The following is a 26,391-nucleotide window of genomic DNA, read 5'->3' as shown; positions in this document are numbered from 1 at the left end:
CTCTTATGAATATCGAAGGACACACGCATGCCAATACGGCCATCGCCCCGGAACGGACACCGCTTCTGGAAATCGAGGATCTGCACGTTTCGGTGCCGTCTGCAAATGGCCGCAAGTTTGTTATTTCCGGTCTGACGCTCTCCGTCGATGCCGGAGAGGTCGTTGCACTGGTCGGCGAATCCGGATCCGGCAAGAGCATGACGGCTCTGTCGCTGATGCGGCTGTTGCCGCACGGCGCGGAAATCAACTCCGGCCGCATTTCCTTTGCCGGGCGCGACATTCTCGCTCTCTCGCCCTCCGAGCTTGATGCGTTGCGCGGCGCCGATATCGGAATGCTTTTCCAGCAACCGCAGGCAATGCTCGATCCGACCAGCCGGGTCAGGACGCAGGTCGCCGAGCCACTGTGGGTCCACCGCAAGATGAGCCGGCATGCGGCACTGGGCCGGGTTGTCGGCATGCTCTCGGATGTTGGAATTCCCGATCCGTCGGCGCGGGCGCAATGCTTCGCACATGAACTCTCCGGCGGCATGGCGCAGCGCGTCATGATTGCTGCGGCACTCTCCGGCAATCCGCAACTGCTGATCGCCGATGAACCGACGACGGCACTCGATGTCACCGTCCAGGCACAAATATTGCGCCTGCTCGACGATGAGCGTCGGAAGCGGCGGCTTGCCACGCTGCTCATCACCCATGACCTCTCGGTCGTTGCCGCTTTCGCGGACCAGATTGCGGTGATGTATGCTGGTCGCATTGTCGAGGAAGGGCCGACGCAGGCAATCCTCAAGGCGCCGCAACATCCCTATACCAAGGCGCTCATCAGCTGCTCGCTTCTGACGACCGACAGCGAGGGGCAGCTGCTGACGATCCCCGGCTCCAGCTCGCAGGCCCATGACATGTCCTGCGGTTGCCGTTTCCATCCCCGCTGCGCGCTTGCACAATCGGCCGGCATGGGCGGCCGTTGCATGGCAACGGAGCCGGATTTGAATGCCTTGCCGGAAGGTCGCAAGGCGCGGTGCTGGGCGGTCGACGACGACCATGCCGGCAGCCATGCCAGTCACACAGTCTGCTGAAGGAGGGTTGCGATGCTATCGACAGTGAAAACACCGAACCAGCCTCAGGCGGCTGGCAAGATCAAGCCCTATGTGGTCGCAAACAACCTGTGCAAATATTATCCGATATCGGGTTTCGGCAATCGCGTGGTCAAATCCGTGGACGATGTTTCCCTCACGATCGGCGAGGGTGAGGTTCTTGGTCTCGTTGGCGAATCCGGCTGCGGCAAAAGCACTGTCGCCGGGCTGATAACGCGGTTGACCAACGCGACGAAAGGCGAGGTCAGCATCGGAGACCACGATATTCTGCACATGCAGGGCGAGACGCTGCGGCGCATGCGCCGTGTCGTGCAACTGGTGTTCCAGGATCCCTATTCCGCGCTCGACCCGCGCATGCGCATAGGGCAAAGCATGGAAGCGCCGCTTGCCCAGCACGGCATCGGCACGCGCGAAGAACGCATCGCGCGCGTGTTCAAGATGCTGGAGGAGGTCGGCCTCGATGCCTCCTATTATGACCGTTATCCGAGCCAGTGTTCCGGCGGGCAGTTGCAACGCGTGGTCATAGGCCGCGCGCTTCTTCTCAATCCAAGCTTCCTTGTGTGCGACGAACCGACATCGGCGCTCGATGCCTCGATGCGTACGCAGATCCTGAACCTGCTGATGGACATGAAGCGTCGTCATGGTTTGACGGTGCTGATGATTTCCCATGACCTGCGCGTGGTGCGTTATCTCTGCGACCGTATCGCGGTGATGTATCTGGGGCGGATCGTTGAAATCGCCGACCGGGATGAGCTTTTCCGGGCGCCTAAGCATCCCTATACGAAGGCTCTTATTGCCTCGTCGATGCTTGATGAAACCGGATTATATGCGCCGGAAATGCTTCTGGATGGTGATCTGCCAAGCCCGCTCAATCCTCCAAGTGGCTGCAAGTTTCACACCCGCTGCAAATATGCGACGCAGATTTGCAGCGAACAGGAACCGGTTCTGGAAGACGTTGCCGGGGAGCATTTCGCTCGTTGCCATCACTGGCGCGAATGGGGCTGAGGAGCAGCGCAGTTACAGTCTTCTGGTTCTGTAAAAACAGATGAATTGTGCGTTTGTGAATTAATATCGGAATTAAATTCCGAGTATAAAAACATAAAATGAATGATATTCAAGCGGATGTTCGTGGAGCATCCGAAGGATATTCTTATGTCTTTCGAGATCTATTTTTATGAAGATATTAAATCTCGTGAGAAGACTGACTTTTGAGCGTTGTCATCAAAAATAAAAAGGGGAATATTCAATGATAAAGCACGTACTTTTGGCGACAAGCGCCATTGTGGTTTCGTTTTCAGTTCAAACGGCCAAGGCCGATACGATTACCTATGACGACAATTTCGGTGTCAAGACCGGTTGGCAAATGGCGTCGGACGACGCCTATCTCGGCTCACGCGCGGGTTGTTTCGAAAGCTTCGTGCGGGTCGGCTACGACATGAAACTGGAGCCCAGTCTTGCCGAAAGCTGGAAGCAGACGGACCCTAAGGTCTGGGAATTCAAGCTGCGCAAGGGTGTGAAGTTCCAGAATGGCGAGCCGCTCAATGCCGCAACCGCAGTCAATGCGCTGACCAATCTTCTGAAGGCGCCGGTTCCAGCCCGCGCCTTCTCGCCGAAGTTGATTGCTTCTGTCGAAGCGAGCGGCGACGACAGCGTGAAGATAACCACCATCGAACCATCGGTGATGCTACCGGCGCAAATGGCGAGCCCTGCCACGTCAATCCTTGCCCCCGCCGCTTATAAGGACGGGAAAGTCGATCCGGTCGGGACCTGCACCGGATCTTTCAAGATCACGGAGGTCGACCCCAGCCAGTATATGCTTCTTTCCGCCAACCACGATTATTGGGGCGGTATGCCGAAGCTTTCCGGAGGCCGCGTCAACTTCGTTCCCGATGCCGACACCCGCGCCACCCAGGTCCGAACCGGCGAAGCGCAGATTTCGCGCCTCGTGCCACCATGGACGGTCAAGACCATCGAATCCACCGACGGCGTCAAGGTCGCGCCAATTCCTTCGCCGCGCATTACGGAACTTCTGCTGAACAACGCTAAGGCGCCTTTCAATAATGTGAAAGTGCGTCAGGCGATCCAGGCGGCCATCGACACCACCGGTATCGCCGACAGCATTTATGAAGGCGCGGTAAAGGGTGCTACCCTGCCTTTCGCGGCGGGAGAGCCATGGGCCGCGAAGGAAGTCGAGCCCGCCTATAATGTCGAGAAAGCCAAGGCTCTGCTGAAAGAGGCAGGCGTAGCGCCAGGCAGTCTGAAGATCGCGCTCCTCGCCTATACGGCAAAAACGGAACTGAAGGATGTCGCGGCCATTATCCAGGCCCAGTTGCAGGAAATCGGCATCAAGGTTGATGTTCGCGTCGCCGATTACAGTGCAATCGAGCCAGATCTGCTGTCCGGTAATTTCGACATGGCGCTCCTGTCCCGCGGTTATGCCACCGATGTTGCCGAACCGGCCGGCTTCCTCAATGCCGACTATACCTGCGGCGGCAGCTACAATATCTCGCATTATTGCAACGAAGACACCGACAAGCTGATCAAATCGGCCTATGCGACGGCCGAACCTGCCAAGCGGTATGCAATTTACGGCGAGGCGGCAAAGAAGCTGTATGAGGAGGCCGTCACCGTCTTCCTGATCCATGAGACCGTATTCGACGCCTATTCGGAGAAGCTTGCAAATTACAAGCCCCACCCCATCAACTACTTCGTCATGACCAAGGATCTGGCAACGAAGTAAGGCGTGCGACATTGCCGATGAAGCCCAGCCCGGCTCGCAAGAGCCGGGTTTTTCGTGTGCACAGAGACGATTGATGCCGGCGTTTGACGAATACGGGTTTGAAATCCGGAAAACCTCCGCTGTTATCCCTGGGAAGGGAGAGGGCATATGCAGCCTGGGGGAGGTAAGAAGGGGTGGACGTTGGTATCGTCCAGCGGCTGTCACGCAAGCTCGGCGTGAAGCGGGGGCAGGCAGGTCGATCCGGCGGCAGGGATGAAGGCCGCCGCCGGCATCTCGTCAAATCAGGCGCGCGCTTCCGGCGTATAGCCTGCAGCGGTGATGATTTCAGCAATACGTGCCGCGTCGGAGACGCCGCCAACCACAACCGTGCGGCTTGCCGGATCAGCATGAACGGCGGCACCGGGGACGGTCTTTTCGATTGCGCCCTTGATCACACCGGCGCAGTGACCGCAGGTCATGTCTTCAACGTGGAAAGAAAGGTCGGCATCAACAGGTGCGGCAGCGGTTTCGGGGTGATGCTGGTGGGCGGTGCACATAGGCGGTTCTCCTTGGGTTGGAACTTGTAACAGCAGGAGCCTGGACTATTCCAACGTGGGAAGGTCAAGCGCTTTATTAAGGCAGCCAAAATAAGCGCACCGGCATTTTAGTTGCGCCAGAAAATCGGCATCAGCAGCACGAGAACGGTGAGGATTTCCAGACGTCCAAGCAGCATCAGGACAGACAGGAGATAGAGCGCCGGATCACTGATCGTGGAGAAATTGCCGACAGGCCCGATGATCGGGCCGATGCCGGGCCCGACATTGGCAAGTGCGGTCGCAACGCCCGAGGTCGCAGTCAGGAAATCGTAACCCATCAGGCTCATGGCGAGACTGCCGGCAATCCAGAGCGCGATGAAACAGCTGACGAAAAGGAAGATCGTCCGAATCGTGTCGGGATCGACCACCTGCTGGCCGTAACGGACCGAATAAACCGCGTTCGGATAGATCAGCTTTTTGAGGCCCGCCCGAACGACATTGAACATGATCAGAAAACGATAGGCCTTGATACCACCCGCCGTCGAGCCGGAGCAGCCGCCCATGAAGGTTGCGAAAAAGGCCACGACGACAACGAACGGACCCCACAGGGTGTAGTCGTCGCTCGCAAAGCCACCGGTCGAGAGGATTGATGTCATGTTGAAGAAGGAATGGCTGAGCGCAGTATCCAGCGGCACGCCGTTTCTAAAGTGGTGATAAACGCCGACAGCGATGGAAATCGCGCAGAGATAGCCAAGGAAGACGGCTATCTGCGGGTCGCGCAGCGTCTCCAGCCTGCGGCGCACCGCAAGCAGGATCATCACCGAGAAGGGCAGGCTGCCGAAGATCAGGAAGATGGTGGCAATCCAAAGCAGCGCCGTGTTGTTGAAATAGGCAAACGAGGCGTCGTGGGTGGAAAAACCGCCGGTCGCAACCGTCGACATGGCATGGTTGAGGGCATCGAAATGCGACATGCCGGCAAAATCGAAAGCCACCGTGCAGGCGATGGTCATGATGATGTAGATCGCCACGAAAGCGCGGGTGAAGCTTGCCAGCCGCGCGAAGGGCCGGTCATTGCCGGTGTCGGATGATTCCATGCGGAAGAAGGTCATGCCGCCGACGCGCAAGAGCGGCAGGATGAAGAGGCCAAGCGCGACAATACCGATGCCGCCGAGCCAACAGAGCAACGACCGCCACAGAAGAATGCCCTGCGGCGCATTATCGAGGCCGGATATGGCGGTCGATCCCGTCGTCGTGATGGCCGATACCGATTCGAAAAGGGCCTGACCGGGCGTCAGGTCAAGCTCGGACAGATAGAGCGGAACCGCTCCGACAATGGAAAAGACAAGCCAGAGCACGTTGACGAGCAGGAAGCCGAAACGTTTGTTGAAGGACGCGATCGGTGCGCGCGTGGCCAGCGCACAGGCAAGTGCAAAGCCGCCGCACATGAAGCCTGAAAGCGCAAACACCGTCCAGTCGTCATTGCCATAATAAAGGTCCGTTAGCGCGGGCAGGAACATGGCCGTCGCGAGATAGAGCCCGAAGATGGACGCCACATATATGACCGAGCGCAGAAGATTGCTGTTCAAGAAATGAAACCCAGGGTTCGTGGCAGCGTGAAATGAGTCTTTGTCTCTGACGCCTTCCTATGGCATAGCGGGTGCCATTATGAATTTCAATGGATTGACAATCGTGGACAAGCAGCTTGTGGAGGCAGCGCGGCGGGAAGTGCGGGAGATATTCCCGGAAACGCCGTTGCAGTTGAATGAACATCTCAGCCGTCGGTATGGCGCGTCGATTTGGCTGAAGCGTGAGGATCTGTCTCCGGTTCGTTCGTACAAGATTAGAGGCGCATTCAACTTTCTCCGCAAGGCTGTCGCGAAGGCTGGCAAGGACAAGGTTTTCGTCTGTGCTTCGGCCGGTAACCATGCGCAGGGCTTTGCTTTCGCCTGCCGCCATTTCGGCGTTCACGGTGTTGTTTTCATGCCGGTGACCACGCCGCAGCAGAAGATCGACAAGACCCGTATCTTCGGTGGTGAATTCATCAGCATCCGTCTGGTGGGCGATATTTTCGACCAATGTTACGCCGCCGCGCGCAAATACGTCGAAGACAATGACGCCTACATGGTGCCGCCCTTCGACCATCAGGATATCATCGAAGGCCAGGCGACGGTTGCTGCCGAAATCATGGACCAGCTTCCCGAAGGCACCAAACCGGATATGGTTGTCATGCCGGTTGGCGGCGGCGGGCTTTCGGCAGGCCTTACCGGCTTTCTGGCGGGCACCGTTGAAAAGGGCAACTTCGTGTTCTGCGAGCCGGAAGGCGCGCCGAGCCTGAAAAGGAGCCTCGAGCGCGGCGAAGCGGTAACGCTCTCCAAGGTCGACAATTTCGTCGACGGCGCCGCCGTTGCCCGCATCGGCGATCTCAACTTCCAGGCGCTAAAGGATTTTCCGGCCGAGCAGGTTTTGCTCATCCCCGAAAACGCCATCTGCGTGACCATCATCGAGATGCTGAACCTCGAAGGCGTGGTGCTGGAGCCAGCGGGTGCGCTGTCCATTGCCGCGCTGGAGAAGCTCGGCCGCGAGAAACTGGAAGGCAAGACGGTTATCGTCGTCGTCTCCGGCGGCAATTTCGATTTCGAGCGCCTGCCTGACGTCAAGGAACGCGCCATGCGTTACACCGGCGTGAAGAAATACTTCATTCTGCGCCTGCCGCAACGCCCCGGCGCGCTGCGCGATTTCCTCAATCTGCTTGGCCCGGACGACGATATCGCCCGTTTCGAGTATCTGAAGAAATCGGCCCGCAATTTCGGTTCGATCCTGATCGGCATCGAAACCAACGCGCAGGAAAACTTTGCAGGGCTTCTGGAGCGTTTCGAGGCTGCGGGCCTCGGCTATGAGGATATTACCGAAAACGAGATCCTGTCGAACCTGATCATCTGATCGGGATAAGAGCGACGGGGAAGGGCGGAGCATATCCGCCCTTCGAAATGCGAGACAGATTAAGGGAGTGAAAGCCATGGCATCGTTTTTTTCCAAAATCCTTTCGGCCTTCGGCTCCGGCCAGTCCGCGGATGCGCCGCAGAAGGCAGCGCAGTCGGAACCGCATGTGCATGGAGACTATCTGATCTATGCGACGCCGCTGAAGGAAGGCGGCCAGTTCCGTTTGGCGGGCCGCATCGAGAAAAAGGACGGCGAGGAAACGCTCGTGCATGAATTCGTGCGCGCCGATGTCTTCACCAGCATGGACGATGCGGTTGAGTTCACCATCCGCAAGGCAAAGCTGATCATCGACCAGAACGGTGCATCGCTTTTCCCAGGAAAATGATGGCGGTTTCTTCTGCTGGACATTAAGATTCCGTTGGTTGCTTCAGCCTATCGTCTTCAGAGGGCATGAAGTCGCGCCGATGAACCGGCGCGATGTGGATCGATAGGGCGTATGCCGATGCAATGGGCAAATCTGGCCCTCTTTGTGGCGGAAGCCATCGTCTATTTTTCGGTAATGACGGCATTCCTTCATTACCGGCATATTCTCGGCATAGGTGTTTTTCTCACCGCGCTGGGCGTCATGCATTTCCTGGAAACCTACCTGGCGGCGGTCTTTTACGTCGAGCTGCCATTTGGCGTAGTATCACCCGGCTCCTCGATCCTTTTTGCCGGCAAACTGATGATGATCCTCATGCTCTATATGCGCGAGGATGCGGCAGTCGTCCGCCAGCCGATCTACGGCCTGTTTCTCGGCAATATACTCACCATCATCATGGTGCAGATCATCCGCTTCCATCCGACGGTGGCAATTGTCCCCGGACAGTCGGTAGATACCGGATTTCTGGATGAGATGGGCGTGCTGATGGTCTGGGGAACCAGCCTGCTTTATATCGACGCCATCGCCATCATTCTGTTTTACGAAAAGCTGGGACGCTATTTGCAGCGCCATATTGTCCTGCGCTTTGCAATCTGTGGCGTGGTGATTTTGAGCCTGGATCAGGCAGGCTTTTACGCGGCGTTGCGATATATGCTGAACGCGCCGGTCGATGTCTTTTACGATGGCTGGAAAGCGAAGATGGTGGCCGTTGCCATCTATGCTCTGCTCTTTGCCATTTATCTGAAGCTGACGGCGGCGAAAGGCCGCTTCCTGACGCGCCGCAGCGTTGCCGATGTCTTCAACGACCTCACCTTCAGGGAACGCTACGAGGAGCTTTTGTCCCGTTCCGGCCGCGACATGCTGACCGGTGTGTCTGACCGCGCCCGCATGGAACTCGATGCGCCGTCCGTCGTCGTGGAATGTCTGGAAAAGAAACGTCCCGTCAGCGTGCTGATCGTCGATATCGATCACTTCAAGACCGTCAACGATACCTTTGGGCATTTGCAGGGCGATGAGATGTTGCGGGAATTCGCCGCCGTTCTGAAACGCATCGTGCAACCGCACGGCCATCTCTACCGGTTCGGCGGCGAGGAGTTCGTGGCCCTGTTGCCTACGATGACCCATGAGGGGGCACTTGCCTTTTCAGCAGGTCTGCGGACGGCGATATTGAAGGATCTGCAACGGCCAGACGGTTCGCCGCTGACTGTCAGCATCGGCGTCGCCACGGCTTTCGAGGACGGGCAGCTTTTCCGCGCGCTGCTATCGGAAGCCGATGCGCGGCTCTATGCGGCAAAAAATAACGGCCGCGATCAGGTGCACGGCCGTTACGGAATGTGGGTCGGCTGATACCGGCAATCGAGCCGGCATCACCACGTGTCAATTGGCGCCTCAGGCGGCCTGCGCCAGTTCGGCAACCTTTGCTTCGGCTGCCGCAACGGCCTTTTCAACGGCTTCCGGGCCAAATGCCAGACCTTCGACATAGATCACTTCAACATCCGTCATGCCCATGAAGCCAAGAACGGTCTTGAGGTAGGGAACGGCGTGGTTCATCGACACAGCCGGGCCTTCGGAATAAACGCCGGCGGCGGCCAGCACGATGTAGACCTTCTTGCCGGTGGCAAGACCAACCGGGCCGGTTTCGGTGTACTTGAAGGTCTGGCCAGCGCGGGCGACGTTGTCGATCCACGACTTCAGGCCGGAATAGATATTGAAGTTGATGAGGCCGGTGCCGATGACGACAGTGTCGGCGGCCAGAAGCTCTGCAACCAGCTTGTCGGAATAATCGGCTGCAACCGCTTCTTCAGCCGTGCGCTGGTCTGGAGCCTTGCGGATCGCAGCGGTCTTGACGGTGTCGAGATGCGGAATGGGGTCGGCAGCAAGATCGCGGTGGACAAGGGTATTGGAAGCCGACTTGGCCTTCAGCTTGTTTGCGAGTTCGCCGGAAAACTTGTTGGAAACCGACTCGTCGCCACGCGGGCTGGAGGTGATGAGCAGAATGTTGGACATGGTCTTTCCTTGCATAAGCGATGAATTGACGGGCGCCTTGGGAGGGCGGGAGAGCACGATGCCCTTCCTTTGCCCCCTATATGACCAATTGATGCCATCAAGAAAACTGTGATAATGTGGAAGCGACCTATCGATGAAATGGATGGAACATGGACGCGAACCCGACGCTCGACCAATTGCAGGTGTTTTTGACGGTTGCCGAAACCGGAAGTTTCTCTGCCGCGTCACGGGCGCTCAATCGCGCCCAGTCTGTTGTCAGCTACACCATCGCCAATCTCGAGGCGCAGCTTGAAGTCACCCTGTTCGAGCGCAATGGCGTACGCCAGCCTCGATTGACGGACGAGGGTCGCGCCATGCTGGAAGATGCAAGGCGCATCGTGGCCGGTCTGCAGGAAATGCGTGCGCGTGCCAAGGGTTTGAAGCAGGGGCTGGAGGCCGAGCTTTCTGTCGCCATCAGCACCATGGTACCGGCGGAAGCCGTCGTTGCGGTGCTTCGCGATTTTCGCAAGGAATTCCCCACCGTTACCCTTAGCCTCAATGTGGGTGAGTTGGGCATGGTTATGGATATGGTGCTCTCCCGCAAGGCTGGGATTGGCATCGGCGGGGCGCTGTTGCGCCAGGATGACGAACTCGTCGTCGAAAAGGTCGGCCATTCCTTCATGCTGCCGGTCGTCGCCGCCGATCATCCACTGGCACAGATCGAGAGGCCGCTGGTTCTGGGCGATGTCCGCGAGGAGGTCCAGCTCGTCGTCACCGATGCGTCGGGGCTGACCAAGGGGCGCGATTTCAACGTGCTGTCCTACAAGACATGGCGGGTCAGCGACATCGCCACGAAATACCAGCTCATCAAGGGCGGTCTCGGCTGGGGCGGTCTGCCCGCATCGATCGTGCGCAACGACCTGACCAATGGCAGCCTGAAGGCACTTGATCTCGAAGCTTATGAGCAGGGCGAATATCCGATCTTTGCGCTGCGCCGGGTGGATTCACCCGCCGGTCCCGCTGGCCAGTGGCTTGCCACGGCCTTTCAGCAGCGTCTGTCGGCATGCCCGAACCAGAAGGATTTCAACAGGATAATTGCCGGAGGCAAACAGCGGACTATTTCTGTCGCCGCCGAGTGACATGGGTTGACTGAGTGACCAATTGACGAAGGTGAATGGCCTGCCTTATACAGGAAACACGGTCAGCAGTTCACCGAGGCATCGCCGTCCCGCAAGGGAAGCTAAACCTGCATTTTGAAAGATTGACAGCACTTATCCCGTGCCTAGTCGGAAGCCGGCGATCAGCGACACCTCTTCGGAATGGCACTTGAGGGTAAGTCATGCCACGTTCGATCTTTTCCATTGATATCGCCGACCTCTCCACATTTGCCAAATCGCTACGCGAACAAATCGGCAGGATGGACCGCCAGCCAAGCCATGTGGAGATGCTCAATCTCCTGAGCCGGGCTGCCGGGTTTCGCAACTTTCAGCATCTGCGCGCCGCGCGCACGCCACCCGTAACAAGTGGCTTGCCGCCACCGCAGACACGACCGGAGACAATGCCTGCCAATGAAGGCAGGGTGCTGAAGACCGCGCGGACTTTCGATGCTGCCGGTAGATTGGTACAATGGCCGGCCCGCCGCTCCCAGCAGGAACTGTGCCTCTGGTATCTTTGGGCAAGAATCCCAGCCGGTCGCAGTTTCTCAGAGCGCGAATTCAGCAGCTTTCTCGATGGTCTGCACCTGTTTGGAGATGCCGCGATGCTGCGGCGTGACATGGCGGGTCTCCGGCTCATCCGCCGTAATCGCGATGGCAGCGACTATCAACGCATCGAGCAGAAGCCACCGCCGGAACTGCCACTGCTGTTGCGTATCGTGACTGACCGCAATTGAGTAAATGCCCTCCCGGCCGATGAAACGCCGGGAGGGCTGCAAGCTCTAGAGAACGAGGCGGAACTTTGCGAAACCTTCGGCGCCGTCGCCGGCATCCTCGATTTTTGCGCCCTTGATGTCAGCCGCGTAATTGCGACCCTTCGGACCAGTCTCGAAGATGGCGGTCGTATTGGCAACTGGTGCGAAGGACCAGTTGGCATCCGCCGACGGGTTAATGGTGCCCTGATCGATGATATAGCGCACGATCACGTCGCGGTTGGTGTCGGGCGCCACGAAAATCACCTTGTCGGCGGCGATATCGGGGAATTTTCCGCCGCCGCTTGCACGGTAATTGTTAGTCGCCACCACGAATTTCTGCTCGGGGTCGATCGGCTTGCCATCGAATTGCAGATTGACGATGCGGTTGCTGTCGGGATTGACGGCCTTGCCATCCTTGTCGAACTTTGCCGGTTTGGAAATGTCGATCTGGTAGGTGACACCGTCGATGACGTCGAAATTATAGGACGGAAAATCCGCGTTTAGGAGCGGCGCATCCTTTGCGCCGGCCTCGACCGTGTTGAACATGCCGGCGGACATTTCCAGCCAGTTCTTCACCTGCGCACCGTTGATCAGCACCGCCTGCACCGTGTTGGGGTAGAGGTAGAGATCGGCGACGTTCTTGATGGCGATGTCACCGGCAGGGACATCGGTGTAATAATCCGCACCACCGCGACCGCCAGACTTGAAGGGCGCTGCTGCCGAAAGCACGGGCAGATCCTTATATTGCCCTTCCTTCAGCATGTCCTTGATGTACCACGTCTGGGCATTGGAGACGATCTGCACGGACGGGTCGTCGGCCACCAGCGCGAAGTAGGAATAGAGTGGCGCCGACGTCTTGCCGACCGGGCGACGCACATAGGCGAGCGCCGCTTCGTGATCTGCCTTGGCGGCGGCTATGACCTCCGGTTTGTCCGTGACATCTGCAACGACCTTGCGATTGTCGTCGCGGTGGTAGATCGGCCGGGCCTCGGAGGTGAAATCGACGATCTTCCAGCTTTTGCCGTCCTTTTCGAGCAGAAGGTCAATGAGGCCCATATGCGAGCCCCAGAAACCGGCCATCACGGCCGGCTTGCCCATCAGCGTACCCTTGACCGCATCCGCACCCTCAATGCCGTCCCATGTCTTCGGACCGGGGAAGACCAGATGCTGGTGACCAGTGAAGATGGCGTCAATGCCTTCCACGCCCGCCAGATAAAGCGAGGCGTTTTCCATGCGATCGGTCTGGCCCTTGCCATCGATGCCGGAATGGGAAAGCGCGATGACGATATCGGCACCTTCTTCCTTCATGACCGGAACCCAGGCTTTAGCCGCCTCGACGATATCGCGCGTCTGGGCCTTGCCCTCCAGATTCTTGGAATCCCACATCATGATCTGCGGCGGCACGAAACCGATGATACCGACCTTGACCGGGCTGGTTACGCCTGCACCATCGCGGATCTGTTTCTCAAGGATGACGTAAGGCTTGAAGAACAGCTCATCCTGCTTGGGATCGGAAGCCAGCTGACCCTTGGTGAGGTTGGCGCAGACATAAGGGAAACCGGCGCCCGCCAGCGTATTGGACATATAGTCGAGGCCGTAATTGAATTCGTGGTTGCCAAGCGTGCCACAATCATAGCCAAGGACATTCATGGCGTTGATGACGGGATGCTTGTCGCCGGCCTTCATGCCGCGCTCATAGGCGATGTAATCGCCGAGCGGATTGCCCTGCAGGAAGTCGCCATTATCCACCAGCATCGAGTTTCCGGCCTCGGCACGGATGGCGCCGATGATCGAAGCGGTGCGCGCCAGACCCATCGTGTCGTTCGGTTTGTCGGCGTAATAATCATAGGGAAAGACGTGAACGTGGATGTCAGTCGTTTCCATGATGCGCAGATGCGCCTGGTTGGCTGCGGCGCGCGCGGCGAAGGGATGCAACAGCACCAGAGCCGAAGAGGCGGCGATGCCACCCAGAAGCGAACGGCGAGTGATGGGGTGGAGAGCGAGAAGCGACGACATGGGAACTCCTTCGTATGAAGCTTGCTCTGTCAGGAAAACGACAAGGTAGAAGCAATCCCCGAGGAGTCCATCATCAAAATGACAAGCCCGTGACGGACGGGCCAGTTTTCAACCGTTTGATAAATTTTTTGTCACAAGGTGGCCGCGCGCGCATGGCGCGCTTCGGGAATGCGCTATGTCCGGTCTGCGCATTCCCCTTATCGGAAACGTCTGCTTAGCGGGCGAGAGTCGGTTTTACTTCTTCGTGGAAGAAGCGGAAATAAGACGACAGCTGTGCCAGCGTGTTGGTGGAAAGTTTGAGTTGCAGGCCGAGCCGGTTCATGTGCTGCCATTGCACGACACCCTCGATGAAACCCAGATCTTCACTCTGCACCTTCACCCGGCTTCCCTTGGCGGCAGCGAAAGGTCCGTCCAGTTCGAGCGCCATGCCGGTGGCGGACAGGTCCACCACGCGGCCTCGGGTCGACTGGCTGAAATAGTGCACGGTCGCGTAGATCCGGGTCTTGCTACGGGTCGCAGTGCGGGTCGCCATATTGAGGTTGTTTGTCATTTCGCTACTCAAATCAATTGTTTCCGATGCTTGCATCATGACGTAGAAAGTTTGAGAGCCGTTTAGCCGTTTGCTTAAAATTGCAAGTAATCGCGCGATTATGCTGTGTCGATACGGCACTGGTAGCAATTGTTGCGGGCGGAGCGCACATGCACGTAAGCGACGTCTGCCCGCTCCAGAAGATGCGCTGCGCGTGAAAGGATTTCGTCCGTCGCCGTCACTGCTCCGGTGCCGTAGACGATGCGGTCGTCAGTGCCATAGCCGCGAACGATATAATCGGGGCTGTTAAGCATCGGGGGAAGGGCATCCGTCTGCGGATAGTGCTCACAGGCCTCAGCGTGAAGAAAGACTGGCCCCGTTTCCGCATAGGGCTGGAGCGAAGGGAAGGGCCGGTAGGCGAGGATCAGCATTCCTTCGCCTTCATTAATCTGGGAAAGGCAATGGCGGCACGGCATGCCGCCTGGAGAAACGGCCTTTTCCGGCGGGTTGCCATAGGCGTCGGCGGCTCCCGCCCGGAAAGCTTCAGCTTCCTTAGCCGGCATTGCTGTAAAGACGAGATCGGTCATGGCGAGGTCCTTCTGTTGGGATCGGCGTTGCTTCTTTGCAGCTATGATCTCGAAACAGACCTCTATCCACCCGATTCTTGACGGGTGATGCAACCAGCCCATTGCGTGACTCGTTAGCATCGGGAATCAGTGGCGCTCCTCGATCCCGGAAGGTCTGATTTTATGTTCCGTCGTTTTCTGGCCGCCGTTCCGCTGGCTTTCGTTTCTTTGACGGTTCCGATCGACACGCAGGCGCAGGTCGCCTCCGGTCTCGATGGCCTGTCCGACGATCAGCTCCAGCAGGCGGTCAATTTCGTCATCGGCAATGCGATCTTCTCGCTTTATCACGAGGGTGCACGCATGCTGATCTCGGATTTCGGCGCGCCGGAGACCGGCAGCGCGCAAGCACCTGCCGATCAGCTGGCGGGCACGCTCATCCTTCAGGCCAACGAGGAATGGCTTGATACCGCACTCGTCAACGCTACCGACAGCTGGTATCTGGCGCGCGAGACGGAGGCTTTGCCCCAGCACGAAGCACCGGTGTTTTCGGCGCTTGTTCCCGACAGGAGCCGCGATCGCAACATGGCCTGCCTGATGGTCGGCCGCGACAAAGACGGCTATGGTGATCTTGCCACCATGATGGGGCTCGCCAATGACGAATTTGCCAAATGTGGCGCCGCCTATCCGCGTATCGCATCGGCGTGGGAAGATTTTCTGACGCCCCACCGCGCGCAGACGCCATCAAGATTTACCGTGAGCTATGTGCCGCCGCGCGATCCGGAGCTGGAACCTTATGCCATCATGGTCAAGGAATCGAAGGTTCTCGATCTTATCAGCCGCAGTTTCGGCGCTTACGGCTTGAAAGGCGAGGTCAAGTTGACGGCGAAGTCCTGCGGGCGTCCCGATGTGTACTGGTCGGCCGAAAAACGTGAGATCACCTATTGCTACGAGCTGGGTAAATTCCAGGCGGAGCTGATTGCCGATCATCTCCTCAACAGCGTTACCGAAGACAAAGGTTCCGCCGGCGGGCATACACCGACGGCCGTCACTCTGGAAAGAGAAATCTGAGGCCAGTTACCGGATGCACGGCAACCTGTCCTCTTGAAACGGGAGGATATTGCCATGCCGAAGGTTGTCGTTCGAAATTTCGCCATTTCGATTGACGGATACGGTGCCGGGCCGGATCAAAGTCTTCAGAACCCGCTGGGTGTGAATGGCGAAACCCTGCATCAATGGGCGTTCAAGACCCGCACCTTTCACCGCATGTTCGGCAAGCAAGGCGGCTCGACCGGCACGGACGAGCAGTTTTCCGAGAAGAGTTTCGAAAATATCGGCGCCTGGATCTTGGGCCGCAACATGTTCGGCCCTATCCGCGGTGCCTGGCCGGATGAACACTGGAAGGGCTGGTGGGGGGAAGAGCCGCCCTATCACGTGCCGGTTTTCGTGCTGACGCACCATGCGCGCGCCTCCTTTGCGATGAAGGGCGGCACCGTGTTTCATTTCGTCAACACGGGCATCAAGGCCGCCCTCGACATGGCGTTGGAGGCGGCAAACGGCAGGGACGTCCGGATCGGCGGCGGCGTTTCGACCATTCGGCAATATATGGCCGGAAGCATGATCGACGAACTGCATCTGGCGCTGGCCCCGGTGTTTCTCGGCAAGGGCGAAAACCTCTTCGACGGGCTGGATTTGCCTGCGCTTGGTTATCGCTGCACCGCAACAGTGGCCGGCGAGGGCGCTACCCATTTGATTATCGATAAAGCCTGAGTCGCAAACTGCACAATGGTATCATACGCGGTTGCCTCCCACTCCCTCATTCCTGTGACAAGCACAGGAATGAGGGAGGAGTAGTCGGATCTGCTCTACAGTCGGGGAATAGCGCGGGCCATCCCCGACGTGACGAACTCAGTTGCGCAGCGAGATTTCCAGAAGCTCCGTATCGGACAGCGGCTCTACCCAGGCCTCATAGGTACCAACAGGCGAAAATCCCATCATCTGGTAGAGTTGCAGCGCGCGCGGATGGTCAAGCGTGTTGGTGGTCACCGTCACGCGCTTCGGATTGTCCTGCCAGGCGGCGTAGAGCGCCTGCAACAGGAACCACTTGCCGACGCCAGCACCGATTGCTTCTTCGAGAAGCCCGAAATAGGAAAGCTCGGTTACCTCGTCGCTTGCCTTGTTCAACTCGAAGAAACCGGCGGGTGCACCGTTCATATAAAGGACGGTAACGCTGTTCTTCGGGTCCTTGAGGACGGCGGACAGTTCCGCATCGCTCATGCGCATGCGTTTCTGCCAGTGCCAACGTTTTCCCACCCGCCAGTACATGTAGCGGTAGAAGTGCAGGGGAATATCGGTGACCCGCATCAGTGCCGTCTGGATGTTGACGGGGATAGCAAGGCTGACCTTCGGCGGCGCCGTCATTTCAAGCTGCGTCACATGCGCCTTCAACGGCCCATGTGACACCACGGGAAGAGGTTCGGCAGGGCCGGTGACAACAGGCGTGTCTTCCAGTCCACCCCATTCCGACCACGAACCGTCATAGAGCGAATTATCCTGGTGGCCGAGCGATTCCAGCGCCAGCGTAATGACGGCGGCGGTAACGCCCGAGCCGCAGCTCGTCACCACAGGCTTGCCAAGATCGATACCGGCATCCGCCACCATCTTGCGGATGGCGGTGAGGTCCTTGAAGTGGCCGTTCTCGGAAAATGCGGTGGCGGGCAGGCTGCGAGCGCCAGGCATATGGCCTGAACGCATGCCGGCACGCGGCTCGGCCTCGTCGCCGGTGAAACGTCCCGCGCCGCGGGCATCGGCAATCTGCTTTTCGCCACTGTCAACGATGCCGCGCATGGTCGATAGCGAGGTCACGCGCTTTTCGTTGAAATCGGGTGTGAAGGTGGCAGGCTCGATTTCCGGCGTGCCGGTTTCTAGCGGCCGGCCTTCGCGCTTCCAGCCGTCAAGACCGCCATCCAGCACGTAGGCCTTGCGCACGCCCATCACCCGCAGCATCCACCACACGCGCGGTGCGGAAAAGAAACCGGGGCCGTCATAGACCACGATGGTATCAGTGTCGCTGAGGCCAAGCTCTCCAGCCTGTTCCGCAAAGAACTCCGGCGAGGGCAGGGAATGCGGCAATCCGGTTGCATGATCGGCGATCTTGTCCTGATCGAAGAACACGGCACCGGGCAGGTGACCCGCCGCAAATTCTTCCGCACCGTTGCGTTTATGCGCCGGCAGATACCACGAGGCATCAACGAGACGAAACCCGGCCGTGCCGAGCTGCTTTTCTACCCAGTCCGCCGAAACGACGAAACGGCTCTTATCCGTGCTCACGATGTCTCTCCTGATTTCAGGCAGCAGCTTCAGGCGTGCCGAAACGAATGCGGAACCGCCTGTTCTCCTTGCCCTTCTTTTCTATCTTGGCAATGTGAATATCGCCCACTTCCTGCGTTTCGGAAACATGGGTGCCGCCGCAGGGCTGGCTGTCGATGGTAGAATTTTCGCCGATGCAGACAAGGCTGACCCGGCCAAGGCCGATTGGCGGGCGCACATTCTTGGATTTGACGATGCCCGGATTGGCCTGAAGTTCTTCGTCGGTAATCCATTGCAGGAAAACGGGATGGTTGGCTTTCACCAGTTCCATCAGCTTTGCCGTGACCTCATCCTTGTCGATGGTTTCCGACATGTCGAAATCGACGCGCGATTCGTCTTCGCCGACGGCAGCACCGGTGATTGGCCACTGGCAGACGACGGATAGCAGATGGCAGGCCGTGTGCATGCGCATCAGCTTGTAACGGCGCGGCCAGTCTACGTGCAGGGTCAGTTTTTCACCGACCTCGGGGGAAGGCTGACCTTCCAGCGGCACATGGATGATAACGCTCTTGTCGGCGCCATTTTTGGTAATGCCGAGTTCTATGCGCGAACCATCGGCCCGCTCGAGAAAGCCGCTGTCGCCCGGCTGGCCGCCGGACGTGGCGTAAAAGCAGGTCTGGTCGAGCTCGAGGCCGCCATCCTCATGCACCGCCGTGACGATCGCTTCTGCGGTGGAAAGATAAAAATCGTCACGGAACAGGGCATTCACAGGCATTTCGGCATGTCCTCAAACGGTTTCGTACGGAACCGCAATCTCGCTTTTCGTTGCCAGCCACTGGGGAACCGGAAGCCCCTTGGAGCGCAGGAAATCCGGATTGAACAGCTTCGACTGATAACGATTACCGTAGTCGCAAAGTATCGTCACGATTGTATGCCCTGGACCAAGCTCGCGGGCAAGGCGGATTGCGCCGGCAATGTTGATGCCGGAGGAGCCACCGAGGCAAAGACCCTCCTTCGTGACCAGATCGAACAGCACCGGCAGGGCTTCCGCATCCGAAATACGATAGGAGAAATCCGGCGCGAAGCCTTCCAGATTGGCGGTGATGCGCCCCTGTCCGATGCCCTCGGTGATAGAGGAGCCTTCCGACTTCAGGACGCCATGCTTGTAAAATTCGTAGAGGGCGGCGCCCTCAGGGTCGGCAAGGCCGATCTTGATGTCGGGATTGAAATCGCGCAGGCCGTCAGCCACGCCCGCAAGCGTTCCGCCGGAACCGACGGAGCAAATGAAACCATCGACCTTGCCGTCCGTCTGGTCCCATATTTCCGGTGCCGTTGTCTCAATATGGGCCTGACGGTTGGCGATATTGTCGAACTGGTTGGCCCAGATCGCGCCGTTTTCATCCGTCGCGGCCAGCTGTTTTGCCAGGCGGCCGGAAACCTTCACGTAATTGTTCGGGTTGGAATAGGGTGCCGCCGGAACCTCGACCAGCTTTGCGCCGAGAAGTTTTAGTGCGTCCTTCTTTTCCTGGCTTTGCGTCTCGGGAATGACGATGACAGTCTTGTAGCCGAGCGCATTGGCCACCAGCGACAGGCCTATGCCGGTATTGCCTGCCGTGCCTTCCACGATGGTGCCGCCCGGCCGCAGCTGTCCGCGCCGTTCCGCATCGCGGATGATGTAAAGCGCGGCGCGATCCTTCACCGATTGGCCGGGATTGAGAAACTCCGCCTTGCCGAGGATTTCACACCCCGTCGCTTCAGAGGCAGCTTTCAGACGGATAAGCGGCGTGTTGCCGATAGCACTGAGCGCAGAGGGATGAATGGTCATGATTGAGCCTTCTTGTCTGAGCGGAAATTAGGTGCCGTTATGTCCCGTTACAACCGCCTCAAGGCAAGAAATTATCTTCCCGCCTTAGGCTTCGCCACGCAAAATTTTGCCGATACCCAATTTTATGCGTTGTTCTTCACTGCGGCGTAGGATGCAAGTGCTCTTTCCCGTGCCTTCCCATGGTCGACGATCGGCAGGGGATAGGTCTTGCCGAGCTCGATACCCGCCTTTTTAAGCACCTCTTTCGGTGCTTCAAACGGCTTGTGGATGTATTTTCGCTCAAGCTTTTCAAGCTCCGGCACGAAGCGGCGCACGTAGTCTCCCTCGGCATCGAATTTCTCCCCCTGCAATATGGGGTTGAAAATGCGGAAGAACGGCGAGGCGTCCGCGCCCGAACCCGCCACCCACTGCCAGTTGGCGGCGTTGGAGGCCGGATCGGCATCAACAAGCGTATCCCGGAACCACTTCTCGCCTTTGCGCCAGTCGATAAGTAGATGTTTGATGAGGAAGGATGCAACTATCATGCGCACCCGGTTGTGCATGGTGCCATGTTTCCACAATTGCCGCATGCCGGCATCCACGATCGGATAACCCGTCATGCCACGCGTCCAGGCGTTGAAAGATGTGTCATCGTCCCGCCAGCCGAAGGCGTCGAAACTGTCGTTCCAGTTTTTCTCGTCCAGCTCGGGAAAGTGGAACAGCAGATGGTAGCAGAATTCCCGCCAGACGAGTTCCTTGCGGAAACGGCTGATATCGTTGGACGCGATATGGCGTGAGAGCCCCTTCGTCGCATGCCACACGGCGGCGGGCGATATTTCGCCGAGCGCCAGATGCGGCGCAAGAAGCGACGTGGCGTCCTTCGCCGGAAAGTCGCGGCCTTCCTCATAACCCTTCAAGGCACCATCGATGAAATCATCGAGTTTTTCCCGCGCGGCATTTTCACCGGGTGTCCATATCTCGCTGAAACCCCTGGCCCAGTCCGGTTTGACCGGCAGAAGCTTCCAATCATCGAGTTTCTCCGATTTTGGCCATGTCTCAGGTGCCTTCAGGCTCTGCGGTGCATCCGCCGGCGTATGTGGCTCCTCGCCGCCCTCCAGAGCCCGCCAGAAGGGCGTGTAGACCCGGTAGGGACCGCCGGATTTGGTCTGCACCCGGGATGGTTCATGCAGCAGGTGTCCGGCAAAGCTGCGAACTGTCAGTCCGTCGTCCCCGAGCGCCTCTTTTATTGCCTTGTCCGTTGCCATGCCGGTCGGCTCATAGCGACGGTTCCAGAGGACTGCATCCGCGCCGGTTTCGGCTATCAGCCGGCGCAGCGTCTCCTCTGCGTTGCCGCTTCTGAGCAGTAGACGGCTGCCGCATTTTTCCAGCATCGCGGAAAGAGAGGCAAGCGAATGGTGAAGCCACCATTCCTGTGCGCCGCCCAGCGGGCCGCTGGATGTCTCACGGATATAGATCGGTATGACGGGGCCGCCATGCTCCACCGCTGCAAGAAGGGCGAGATTGTCCGCAAGACGCAAGTCCTTGCGGAACCAGACGATAACAGGAGAGGATTTTGTTGGCATGAAGGGATCCGGTTCACTTCCGCTTGAACGAGTGTTGAAACGCTTTGTTCCTCAAATCGCGTAGAATGGAAAGCTGGAGGCACATGGTTTTTCGAGGGCTACTTTTTCGACCTTGAAACCGAAAGTGAAGGGAACCAACTGGAGGAGCCGGCGTTTTTCGCTGGTTAATAGAGCATGGAAGTACAATCAATGTTGCTGAAAGACGTTAAGTGGGAAAAGCCTGTTACCATATCCTTGGAAAACGGTGCTCCCCGGATTTTCAACGGCGTTTACGAGGCCTTCGATTTTCTCCAGCATGAATGGCCACAACGCGGTGACAAGGCGCATGAGCAGGCCCTGCGTCTGTGCCGCGCCTCGCTGATGGGGGACGTGGCTGGAGAGATTGCGCGCGCCGCCTTCGTTACCGCAAGCCGGCAGGCGCAATGCCTCCTGGAGGCCGGAAACAAGGTGGAAGATCAGGGTAAACTTGCATCCTGACAGCGTTGCCGGATTGAGATGTGAAAGGCCACCCGTAAAGCCGGGTGGCCTTGTTTTATCCGCCGCCAGAAACGGGTTGTGTCGAACGCAGGATATGGCATCGTGCGCGTGCAAAGCGGATGAATACGGCAATGACCAACCACTACGGCTATATTGTTTTCCCGACAGCTCTCGGCCATTGCGGCCTCGCATGGGCAGAGCGCGGTATCGCCCGTCTGCAATTGCCCAGCGCAGATGCCGGTGAAACCGAGAAACTTATCCAGAAACGCCTGCCGTCATCTTCCATTGCTGTACCCGACACACGCGCCCGTGAGGCGATTGCGATGGTTACCCGCTATTTCGATGGTGAAGAGATTGATTTTACGCCGGTGGAACTCGATCTTGCCGGGCAGGAGCGGTTCTTTCTAGATGTCTATCAGGTGGCACGGCATATCGGCTGGGGCCGCACGACGACCTATGGCGGTATCGTAAAAACGCTGGGCCTCTCCATGGAAAAGGCCCGCGACGTCGGGCAGGCCATGGCGAAAAATCCCGTGCCGCTGATCATTCCCTGCCACCGTGTTCTGGCGGCTGGCGGCCGGCTGGGTGGCTTTTCCGCGCCGGGCGGAACGAACACCAAATTACGTATGCTGGATCTCGAAAATGCCGGCCGCAGCCGTGCTGACGATGCACAGGGCAGCCTGTTTTAAAGCAATGACAGATCAGTCCACATGAATAGCCGTCTGATTTCTGCCCTTTTCTCGTCAAATTGTCGCTAAATTGTCACAATACACGGACGCCCTCTAACATAAGGGCGAGACGTTTGAGAGTATCCGCGTTAATTCTATCCGTTGCCTTGGCTTTTACAGTCGTGGCACCCGCGTCGGCTGGCATGCTGAACCAGGCTGAAAAATACACCGGACTGCATGAATCCAAAAACAACAAGAGCCTGAAGAATATTCTTGGGGCAAATCCCCGCAGCACACCGTGGTGTGGCCTGTTCCTGCACGCCGTTGCCAGCAAGGCCGGGCGCGCATCGCCCAAATCCTATGGATTTGCAAAATCCTGGACGTCATTCGGTTACGCCGTACCCGTCGCCGCCGCCAAACCGGGCGATGTTGTCGTCATTCGCAACGGCCGCGGTTATCACGCCGGAATATTGAAGAGCATGAGCGGCAAGACAGCGCAAATTCTCGGCGGCAATCAGTCCGGCCGGGTACAGGTGTCGAACTTCAACCGCAAGGCCATCGTTTCTGTGCGTCGCTGAAGACCGGACCAATTTTACGACGATCCTTATAAAGGCGGGCTGTGGCCCGCCTTATGCGTTTTAAGGCCCCTATGGCTGTTCCCTTGTGCCGGGTGCCGCATCGCGCTGGTCATCGTCCTCAAGGTCTGTGGCGACGATGAAGGCATCCTCGTGTTGCCGCGCTGCCTGCCGGCGTGCGCGCAGGCTTATGGATTCATCGGGGTAAATCTCACTTTCTTTCGATTTGAGTTCGCTGTCGGTTTCAAAACGCGGCAAATCTTCGTCTTTGATATCGAGAGGTTCGTTTTTCTTCTGTTTCGGATCGCTCATGGATGGTCCTCCTGCGGGTTCCTGCCGGACAAACGATCCTGCAGTGAGTAGGGTTCCCTTTTTTCAGGGAAATGCGCATGCGCAATCTCCGGACGCGGAACAATTTCCGGCCATTTCTGTTTTTCAATTGGCACAGTCAAAGCCGATGCGACGCAAAGAGGAGGACGTTATGAACCATGATCGCGAAGCAGCAATCCGCGAAAAAGCCCGCGCAATATGGGAGAGGGAAGGCAGGCCGGAGGGACATCACGAACGCCACTGGATGGAGGCGGAACGGGAGGTCTCGGCAAGCACGGAAACCGGAAAGACCAATGGCAAAAATGGCGCGAAGAAACCCGCTGCCGCCAAGTCCTTGGTCCAGAAGAAGGTGACTGCGGATAAGGCGTCGGCAAAAAATGCCAAATCACCAGCGGTAAAATCTCTTCAGAAAGAGCAAAAAGCGGAGACCAGCCGAAAAGACGACGACCTGACCGAAAGCCTAGAGGAAAGTTTCCCGGCAAGCGATCCGCCGGCACTCACCAACGCGTCTACTGCGACGAAGCGTGTGGCGAAGAAGACCTGAGGTCAATGGCGCCCAGCTGCGCGCCTATGCCAAGATCGATATAGAGCGAATGCTGCGGCATCTCGCTCGTCATGCCATATTTTGGAAAAAATGGCTCCCCGGGCCGGATTCGAACCGGCGACCTGTCGATTAACAGTCGAATGCTCTACCGCTGAGCTACCAGGGAACGTGCGCTGCTTGGCGCGGTGTGAGCGGGGTAATACAAATGCTTTTCCGATTTGCCAAGCGCTTTTTTCAAAAAAAACGCATTCATCTTGTTTTATCTCGCCGGAGTCCCGATTTTCCGGGCTTATCGACGGTGAAAAAATTATCCACAGGCCAGATGTTAAAGGGCAGTATGGAATGAAATTTGGAATGGACCACAGAACGGGTCGTCTCAATCTCGGAAAATGGAGCGTTGCCATGCCGCGTTCGCGCGTCGGCAGGATCGCCACCGGCTCGGCGCTGGTGGTGGGCGGAACGCTCGGGTTTTTGCCCATCCTCGGTTTCTGGATGGTCCCGCTTGGTCTTATCGTGCTTTCCCACGATTTGCCGGCGGTTCGCCGCAGGCGGCGGCGGCTGGCAGTCTGGTGGGCATCGCGACGCAATGGTCGCAACACCCGCAATAGAGGTGGACAATAAGCCTCAGCCGCCCATCGAGCTGCTGAGGCCCTGTCCAGCCCAGAAGGCGGCATAGGCGAGTGCTGCAAAATAAATCGCTGTCAGGATGAGAAACAGATACCCGCCGAGAACGGTCACACCGTCCCTCTGGATCATACCCGCCGAAAAAAGCAGGATGGCGACGCCCGGCAGGGTGTTGGAGAAGGGAATGAAGCCGAGCGGCATCATCAGCAACACGCCAGCGGTCATCAGCGCAAGTCCGTTCACTCTATTGGCGACGATGCCCGCCGTCAGCGCCGGAAGGCGCGGGCGGATGAAGCGATCGAGCCTGGAGACGATGGCGACGCCCTTCTGCAGTGCCGGTACCAGCTTTGCCGTTTCCATCTGCCGGTCGAGAATCCTGGCCGGCAGCCATGGCAGACGGTTGAGGGTGATGGCCAGACTGACGAGAATGATCGCTGCGCCAAACACGGTGCTGACGCCGGGAATAGAGACCGGAATGAGGAAGGGCAGGGAAGCTATGGCACAGATGAGCAACAGGCCCTGTTCGCCGATTGCCTCCATCAGCTCGCGCAATGTGATCGTCTGACCTTGCAGTTTCCCAATCAGCTTTTCGAGCGTGGTGCTGAGCTTTTCAGACGTATCAGTGAATGCGAATTCGTTCGACATCAGGCTTCCCGGAAGTTGCTTTAACTCCGGGTTTGATAACATTCATCCGGCCAAATGCCTACCGCCGATGGAAAATCAGCATCTTTTCGGACCGGTGCTGCTGCCCGCCTTTGTCAGTGGGAAACCCAGCTGCTGTAGGCGCCTGCGAGAAGAACAATCAGCAGGATGACCAGTATGACCGGATTGATCGACGTAATGAAGCTTACATAGTCCATGATAACTTCCTCCTCTTTCCGCCACACCTTATTCTACCGCAAAAAGGCCGGTTTATCTACCTGAGGATGAAATTTCGCATCGCAGCAACCATCCGCCGCTGCGGTCTGGAATTGTTTGTTTTTCTCGTTTGCCGCAACGCAAAAAATAAATCTTCCAACATTTGCCATTCTCTTGCGTTGTCTCTAATGCTGATTTGGCGGCGGTCGATAGTCAGAACGTCCGCCGCTGACAAACCGCCACTGAGATGCCTTGGCTCCCGCCTTGCCTTCGGTCTAAAACGATCTTCCCGAGGACATTAAATGCTGAAAAACATCTATGCCTGGACGATGGCGCTTGCCGCGCGCAAAAGCGCCGTGTGGTGGCTGGCGATCGTGGCATTCGTCGAAAGCTCCGTCTTCGTTGTGCCGGCGGATGTGCTTTTCCTGCCCATGGTGCTGGCAAAGCCAAAAAAGGCGATGTTTTATGCGCTCGTCGCAACGGTCACTTCCGTTCTCGGTGGCATTGCCGGCTGGTTTCTCGGCCACTATGCTTTCGAGAGTATCGCGCGGCCAATTCTGGAATTTTACGGCAAGCTGGACAGCTTCGAGCAGCTCAAGAATTCGGTAAATTACGAGACCATCATTCTCCTGCTGGTGACATCGGGCTTTGCGCATCTGCCGCCGATCAAGGTTGTCACCATCCTCTCCGGTGCGGCCAATATCAGCCTCGGCCTCTTCATTCTCTCGGCTGTCGTCACGCGCGGCGCGCGCTTTTTCATCCTCGCCGGGTTGCTGCAAAGATACGGTGAACCGGTGCGCCACTTCATCGAAAAACGCCTTGGTATTATCGCCGCCGCTGTGGCCGCAGCGCTCATCGCCATCTATGCGGTCTACGTTTTCGTGCGCTGACGAAACGCAGTTTTTCTACTCT

General features: G+C 57.9%; 28 protein-coding genes and 1 tRNA gene. 16 read left to right on the top strand and 13 right to left on the bottom strand.

Annotated features, from left to right (window positions below; genetic code table 11):
* Nucleotides 1–5: 5 nt before the first annotated feature.
* The 3 genes from FB593_RS03625 to FB593_RS03615 all read left to right on the top strand — a co-directional run bounded on the left by FB593_RS03625 (nucleotide 6) and on the right by FB593_RS03615 (nucleotide 3,828).
* Nucleotides 6–1,070, top strand: coding sequence for an ABC transporter ATP-binding protein (locus FB593_RS03625; protein WP_145166329.1), 1,065 nt, complete (start codon nucleotides 6–8; stop codon nucleotides 1,068–1,070).
* Nucleotides 1,071–1,082: 12 nt separating this feature from the next.
* On the top strand, nucleotides 1,083–2,093 hold the full coding sequence (locus FB593_RS03620) for an ABC transporter ATP-binding protein (protein ID WP_065688216.1): 1,011 nt from the start codon (nucleotides 1,083–1,085) through the stop codon (nucleotides 2,091–2,093).
* Nucleotides 2,094–2,334: 241 nt separating this feature from the next.
* Entirely contained in the window at nucleotides 2,335–3,828 is a 1,494-nt protein-coding gene (locus FB593_RS03615) for an ABC transporter substrate-binding protein (protein ID WP_113473835.1), read from the top strand.
* Between the two features lie 281 nt (nucleotides 3,829–4,109).
* Here FB593_RS03615 and FB593_RS03610 read toward each other — a convergent pair whose 3' ends face one another.
* Together FB593_RS03610 and FB593_RS03605 are read right to left on the bottom strand one after the other, a co-directional pair.
* A complete protein-coding gene (locus FB593_RS03610) occupies nucleotides 4,110–4,364 on the bottom strand; it encodes a heavy-metal-associated domain-containing protein (RefSeq protein WP_003496638.1) in 255 nt (84 codons plus the stop codon).
* Nucleotides 4,365–4,471: 107 nt separating this feature from the next.
* The gene (locus FB593_RS03605) at nucleotides 4,472–5,929 is read right to left on the bottom strand and encodes a TrkH family potassium uptake protein (RefSeq protein ID WP_162760882.1); all 1,458 of its coding nucleotides are present in this window, start codon (nucleotides 5,927–5,929) and stop codon (nucleotides 4,472–4,474) included.
* Nucleotides 5,930–6,008: 79 nt separating this feature from the next.
* Between FB593_RS03605 and ilvA the strand changes: the two genes are divergently transcribed.
* The 3 genes from ilvA (at nucleotide 6,009) to FB593_RS03590 (ending at nucleotide 9,051) form a co-directional block, all read left to right on the top strand.
* Nucleotides 6,009–7,283, top strand: coding sequence for a threonine ammonia-lyase (gene ilvA, locus FB593_RS03600; RefSeq protein WP_080800450.1), 1,275 nt, complete (start codon nucleotides 6,009–6,011; stop codon nucleotides 7,281–7,283).
* Nucleotides 7,284–7,359: 76 nt separating this feature from the next.
* The gene (locus FB593_RS03595; protein WP_013635901.1) at nucleotides 7,360–7,668 is read left to right on the top strand and encodes an HlyU family transcriptional regulator; all 309 of its coding nucleotides are present in this window, start codon (nucleotides 7,360–7,362) and stop codon (nucleotides 7,666–7,668) included.
* A 117-nt stretch (nucleotides 7,669–7,785) separates the two neighbouring features.
* Nucleotides 7,786–9,051, top strand: coding sequence for a sensor domain-containing diguanylate cyclase (locus FB593_RS03590; protein ID WP_035251754.1), 1,266 nt, complete (start codon nucleotides 7,786–7,788; stop codon nucleotides 9,049–9,051).
* 42 nt (nucleotides 9,052–9,093) lie between these two features.
* Here the strand turns inward: FB593_RS03590 and FB593_RS03585 are convergent, their stop codons facing one another.
* On the bottom strand, nucleotides 9,094–9,711 hold the full coding sequence (locus tag FB593_RS03585; protein ID WP_080798803.1) for an FMN-dependent NADH-azoreductase: 618 nt from the start codon (nucleotides 9,709–9,711) through the stop codon (nucleotides 9,094–9,096).
* A gap of 149 nt (nucleotides 9,712–9,860) precedes the next feature.
* Between FB593_RS03585 and FB593_RS03580 the strand changes: the two genes are divergently transcribed.
* Nucleotides 9,861–10,829 (top strand): LysR family transcriptional regulator, encoded by a 969-nt coding sequence (locus FB593_RS03580; protein ID WP_080798799.1) that lies wholly within the window; start codon nucleotides 9,861–9,863, stop codon nucleotides 10,827–10,829.
* A 200-nt stretch (nucleotides 10,830–11,029) separates the two neighbouring features.
* Nucleotides 11,030–11,581 carry a DUF2087 domain-containing protein gene (locus tag FB593_RS03575; RefSeq protein ID WP_145166328.1) on the top strand — a complete coding sequence of 184 codons (552 nt, stop codon included), beginning with the start codon at nucleotides 11,030–11,032 and terminating at the stop codon, nucleotides 11,579–11,581.
* Nucleotides 11,582–11,626: 45 nt separating this feature from the next.
* Here FB593_RS03575 and FB593_RS03570 read toward each other — a convergent pair whose 3' ends face one another.
* The 3 genes from FB593_RS03570 to FB593_RS03560 all read right to left on the bottom strand — a co-directional run bounded on the left by FB593_RS03570 (nucleotide 11,627) and on the right by FB593_RS03560 (nucleotide 14,731).
* Nucleotides 11,627–13,615 carry a bifunctional 2',3'-cyclic-nucleotide 2'-phosphodiesterase/3'-nucleotidase gene (locus tag FB593_RS03570; RefSeq protein WP_003512549.1) on the bottom strand — a complete coding sequence of 663 codons (1,989 nt, stop codon included), beginning with the start codon at nucleotides 13,613–13,615 and terminating at the stop codon, nucleotides 11,627–11,629.
* Between the two features lie 214 nt (nucleotides 13,616–13,829).
* Nucleotides 13,830–14,165, bottom strand: coding sequence for a PilZ domain-containing protein (locus FB593_RS03565; RefSeq protein WP_003512551.1), 336 nt, complete (start codon nucleotides 14,163–14,165; stop codon nucleotides 13,830–13,832).
* Nucleotides 14,166–14,263: 98 nt separating this feature from the next.
* Entirely contained in the window at nucleotides 14,264–14,731 is a 468-nt protein-coding gene (locus FB593_RS03560) for a DUF1203 domain-containing protein (RefSeq protein WP_013635908.1), read from the bottom strand.
* Nucleotides 14,732–14,893: 162 nt separating this feature from the next.
* Here FB593_RS03560 and FB593_RS03555 point away from each other — a divergent pair, with 162 nt between their 5' ends.
* Both FB593_RS03555 and FB593_RS03550 read left to right on the top strand, forming a co-directional pair.
* Nucleotides 14,894–15,778, top strand: coding sequence for a DUF4344 domain-containing metallopeptidase (locus FB593_RS03555; RefSeq protein ID WP_113473836.1), 885 nt, complete (start codon nucleotides 14,894–14,896; stop codon nucleotides 15,776–15,778).
* A gap of 54 nt (nucleotides 15,779–15,832) precedes the next feature.
* A complete protein-coding gene (locus tag FB593_RS03550) occupies nucleotides 15,833–16,477 on the top strand; it encodes a dihydrofolate reductase family protein (RefSeq protein ID WP_065658043.1) in 645 nt (214 codons plus the stop codon).
* Nucleotides 16,478–16,615: 138 nt separating this feature from the next.
* On the opposite strand, the gene sseA is transcribed toward FB593_RS03550, so the two are convergent.
* The 4 genes from sseA to FB593_RS03530 all read right to left on the bottom strand — a co-directional run bounded on the left by sseA (nucleotide 16,616) and on the right by FB593_RS03530 (nucleotide 21,403).
* Nucleotides 16,616–18,037: a 3-mercaptopyruvate sulfurtransferase gene (gene sseA / locus FB593_RS03545; protein ID WP_025593211.1), complete on the bottom strand. Its 1,422-nt coding sequence runs from the start codon at nucleotides 18,035–18,037 to the stop codon at nucleotides 16,616–16,618.
* Nucleotides 18,038–18,053: 16 nt separating this feature from the next.
* Nucleotides 18,054–18,791 (bottom strand): alanyl-tRNA editing protein, encoded by a 738-nt coding sequence (locus tag FB593_RS03540; RefSeq protein WP_065658041.1) that lies wholly within the window; start codon nucleotides 18,789–18,791, stop codon nucleotides 18,054–18,056.
* A 12-nt stretch (nucleotides 18,792–18,803) separates the two neighbouring features.
* Nucleotides 18,804–19,841, bottom strand: coding sequence for a cysteine synthase A (locus FB593_RS03535; RefSeq protein ID WP_003512558.1), 1,038 nt, complete (start codon nucleotides 19,839–19,841; stop codon nucleotides 18,804–18,806).
* A gap of 122 nt (nucleotides 19,842–19,963) precedes the next feature.
* Nucleotides 19,964–21,403, bottom strand: coding sequence for a cryptochrome/photolyase family protein (locus tag FB593_RS03530; RefSeq protein WP_113473838.1), 1,440 nt, complete (start codon nucleotides 21,401–21,403; stop codon nucleotides 19,964–19,966).
* 189 nt (nucleotides 21,404–21,592) lie between these two features.
* Between FB593_RS03530 and FB593_RS03525 the strand changes: the two genes are divergently transcribed.
* The 3 genes from FB593_RS03525 (at nucleotide 21,593) to FB593_RS03515 (ending at nucleotide 23,126) form a co-directional block, all read left to right on the top strand.
* Entirely contained in the window at nucleotides 21,593–21,880 is a 288-nt protein-coding gene (locus FB593_RS03525) for a DUF982 domain-containing protein (RefSeq protein WP_003512562.1), read from the top strand.
* Between the two features lie 131 nt (nucleotides 21,881–22,011).
* Nucleotides 22,012–22,569: a methylated-DNA--[protein]-cysteine S-methyltransferase gene (locus FB593_RS03520; RefSeq protein WP_111783320.1), complete on the top strand. Its 558-nt coding sequence runs from the start codon at nucleotides 22,012–22,014 to the stop codon at nucleotides 22,567–22,569.
* Between the two features lie 113 nt (nucleotides 22,570–22,682).
* Complete coding sequence (locus FB593_RS03515; protein ID WP_081308529.1) at nucleotides 22,683–23,126, top strand: TIGR02594 family protein; 444 nt, start codon at nucleotides 22,683–22,685, stop codon at nucleotides 23,124–23,126.
* Nucleotides 23,127–23,195: 69 nt separating this feature from the next.
* Here FB593_RS03515 and FB593_RS03510 read toward each other — a convergent pair whose 3' ends face one another.
* On the bottom strand, nucleotides 23,196–23,435 hold the full coding sequence (locus tag FB593_RS03510; protein WP_013635919.1) for a hypothetical protein: 240 nt from the start codon (nucleotides 23,433–23,435) through the stop codon (nucleotides 23,196–23,198).
* A 169-nt stretch (nucleotides 23,436–23,604) separates the two neighbouring features.
* On the opposite strand from FB593_RS03510, the gene FB593_RS03505 reads away from it, so the two are divergent.
* The gene (locus FB593_RS03505) at nucleotides 23,605–23,997 is read left to right on the top strand and encodes a DUF2934 domain-containing protein (RefSeq protein WP_065658039.1); all 393 of its coding nucleotides are present in this window, start codon (nucleotides 23,605–23,607) and stop codon (nucleotides 23,995–23,997) included.
* Nucleotides 23,998–24,088: 91 nt separating this feature from the next.
* Here FB593_RS03505 and FB593_RS03500 read toward each other — a convergent pair.
* Nucleotides 24,089–24,163: transfer RNA gene (locus FB593_RS03500), tRNA-Asn, on the bottom strand.
* A gap of 176 nt (nucleotides 24,164–24,339) precedes the next feature.
* Between FB593_RS03500 and FB593_RS03495 the strand changes: the two genes are divergently transcribed.
* Nucleotides 24,340–24,618 carry a hypothetical protein gene (locus FB593_RS03495; protein WP_013635921.1) on the top strand — a complete coding sequence of 93 codons (279 nt, stop codon included), beginning with the start codon at nucleotides 24,340–24,342 and terminating at the stop codon, nucleotides 24,616–24,618.
* Between the two features lie 3 nt (nucleotides 24,619–24,621).
* On the opposite strand, the gene FB593_RS03490 is transcribed toward FB593_RS03495, so the two are convergent.
* On the bottom strand, nucleotides 24,622–25,266 hold the full coding sequence (locus tag FB593_RS03490; protein ID WP_003512591.1) for an exopolysaccharide biosynthesis protein: 645 nt from the start codon (nucleotides 25,264–25,266) through the stop codon (nucleotides 24,622–24,624).
* A gap of 515 nt (nucleotides 25,267–25,781) precedes the next feature.
* Between FB593_RS03490 and FB593_RS03485 the strand changes: the two genes are divergently transcribed.
* On the top strand, nucleotides 25,782–26,369 hold the full coding sequence (locus FB593_RS03485; RefSeq protein ID WP_112289831.1) for a YqaA family protein: 588 nt from the start codon (nucleotides 25,782–25,784) through the stop codon (nucleotides 26,367–26,369).
* Nucleotides 26,370–26,391: the final 22 nt, after the last annotated feature.

It is taken from the genome of Rhizobium sp. SJZ105 (genome assembly GCF_007828365.1).
Taxonomy (GTDB): Bacteria; Pseudomonadota; Alphaproteobacteria; order Rhizobiales; family Rhizobiaceae; genus Agrobacterium; species Agrobacterium tumefaciens.
This window is presented reverse-complemented; position numbering and strand designations above follow the sequence as displayed.

Excerpts from the sequence above, each read along its gene's own strand:
- FB593_RS03610 (WP_003496638.1), bottom strand. The coding sequence starts at position 4,364 with ATGTGCACCGCCCACCAGCATCACCCCGAAACCGCTGCCGCACCTGTT.
- FB593_RS03580 (WP_080798799.1), top strand. The coding sequence starts at position 9,861 with ATGGACGCGAACCCGACGCTCGACCAATTGCAGGTGTTTTTGACGGTT.
- FB593_RS03495 (WP_013635921.1), top strand. The coding sequence starts at position 24,340 with ATGAAATTTGGAATGGACCACAGAACGGGTCGTCTCAATCTCGGAAAA.
- FB593_RS03550 (WP_065658043.1), top strand. The coding sequence starts at position 15,833 with ATGCCGAAGGTTGTCGTTCGAAATTTCGCCATTTCGATTGACGGATAC.
- FB593_RS03615 (WP_113473835.1), top strand. The coding sequence starts at position 2,335 with ATGATAAAGCACGTACTTTTGGCGACAAGCGCCATTGTGGTTTCGTTT.
- FB593_RS03540 (WP_065658041.1), bottom strand. The coding sequence starts at position 18,791 with ATGCCTGTGAATGCCCTGTTCCGTGACGATTTTTATCTTTCCACCGCA.
- FB593_RS03560 (WP_013635908.1), bottom strand. The coding sequence starts at position 14,731 with ATGACCGATCTCGTCTTTACAGCAATGCCGGCTAAGGAAGCTGAAGCT.
- FB593_RS03570 (WP_003512549.1), bottom strand. The coding sequence starts at position 13,615 with ATGTCGTCGCTTCTCGCTCTCCACCCCATCACTCGCCGTTCGCTTCTG.
- FB593_RS03585 (WP_080798803.1), bottom strand. The coding sequence starts at position 9,711 with ATGTCCAACATTCTGCTCATCACCTCCAGCCCGCGTGGCGACGAGTCG.
- FB593_RS03575 (WP_145166328.1), top strand. The coding sequence starts at position 11,030 with ATGCCACGTTCGATCTTTTCCATTGATATCGCCGACCTCTCCACATTT.
- FB593_RS03510 (WP_013635919.1), bottom strand. The coding sequence starts at position 23,435 with ATGAGCGATCCGAAACAGAAGAAAAACGAACCTCTCGATATCAAAGAC.
- FB593_RS03485 (WP_112289831.1), top strand. The coding sequence starts at position 25,782 with ATGCTGAAAAACATCTATGCCTGGACGATGGCGCTTGCCGCGCGCAAA.
- FB593_RS03530 (WP_113473838.1), bottom strand. The coding sequence starts at position 21,403 with ATGCCAACAAAATCCTCTCCTGTTATCGTCTGGTTCCGCAAGGACTTG.
- FB593_RS03625 (WP_145166329.1), top strand. The coding sequence starts at position 6 with ATGAATATCGAAGGACACACGCATGCCAATACGGCCATCGCCCCGGAA.
- FB593_RS03520 (WP_111783320.1), top strand. The coding sequence starts at position 22,012 with ATGACCAACCACTACGGCTATATTGTTTTCCCGACAGCTCTCGGCCAT.
- ilvA (WP_080800450.1), top strand. The coding sequence starts at position 6,009 with ATGAATTTCAATGGATTGACAATCGTGGACAAGCAGCTTGTGGAGGCA.
- FB593_RS03590 (WP_035251754.1), top strand. The coding sequence starts at position 7,786 with ATGCAATGGGCAAATCTGGCCCTCTTTGTGGCGGAAGCCATCGTCTAT.
- FB593_RS03490 (WP_003512591.1), bottom strand. The coding sequence starts at position 25,266 with ATGTCGAACGAATTCGCATTCACTGATACGTCTGAAAAGCTCAGCACC.
- FB593_RS03535 (WP_003512558.1), bottom strand. The coding sequence starts at position 19,841 with ATGACCATTCATCCCTCTGCGCTCAGTGCTATCGGCAACACGCCGCTT.
- FB593_RS03525 (WP_003512562.1), top strand. The coding sequence starts at position 21,593 with ATGTTGCTGAAAGACGTTAAGTGGGAAAAGCCTGTTACCATATCCTTG.
- FB593_RS03620 (WP_065688216.1), top strand. The coding sequence starts at position 1,083 with ATGCTATCGACAGTGAAAACACCGAACCAGCCTCAGGCGGCTGGCAAG.
- FB593_RS03555 (WP_113473836.1), top strand. The coding sequence starts at position 14,894 with ATGTTCCGTCGTTTTCTGGCCGCCGTTCCGCTGGCTTTCGTTTCTTTG.
- FB593_RS03565 (WP_003512551.1), bottom strand. The coding sequence starts at position 14,165 with ATGACAAACAACCTCAATATGGCGACCCGCACTGCGACCCGTAGCAAG.
- FB593_RS03505 (WP_065658039.1), top strand. The coding sequence starts at position 23,605 with ATGAACCATGATCGCGAAGCAGCAATCCGCGAAAAAGCCCGCGCAATA.
- FB593_RS03595 (WP_013635901.1), top strand. The coding sequence starts at position 7,360 with ATGGCATCGTTTTTTTCCAAAATCCTTTCGGCCTTCGGCTCCGGCCAG.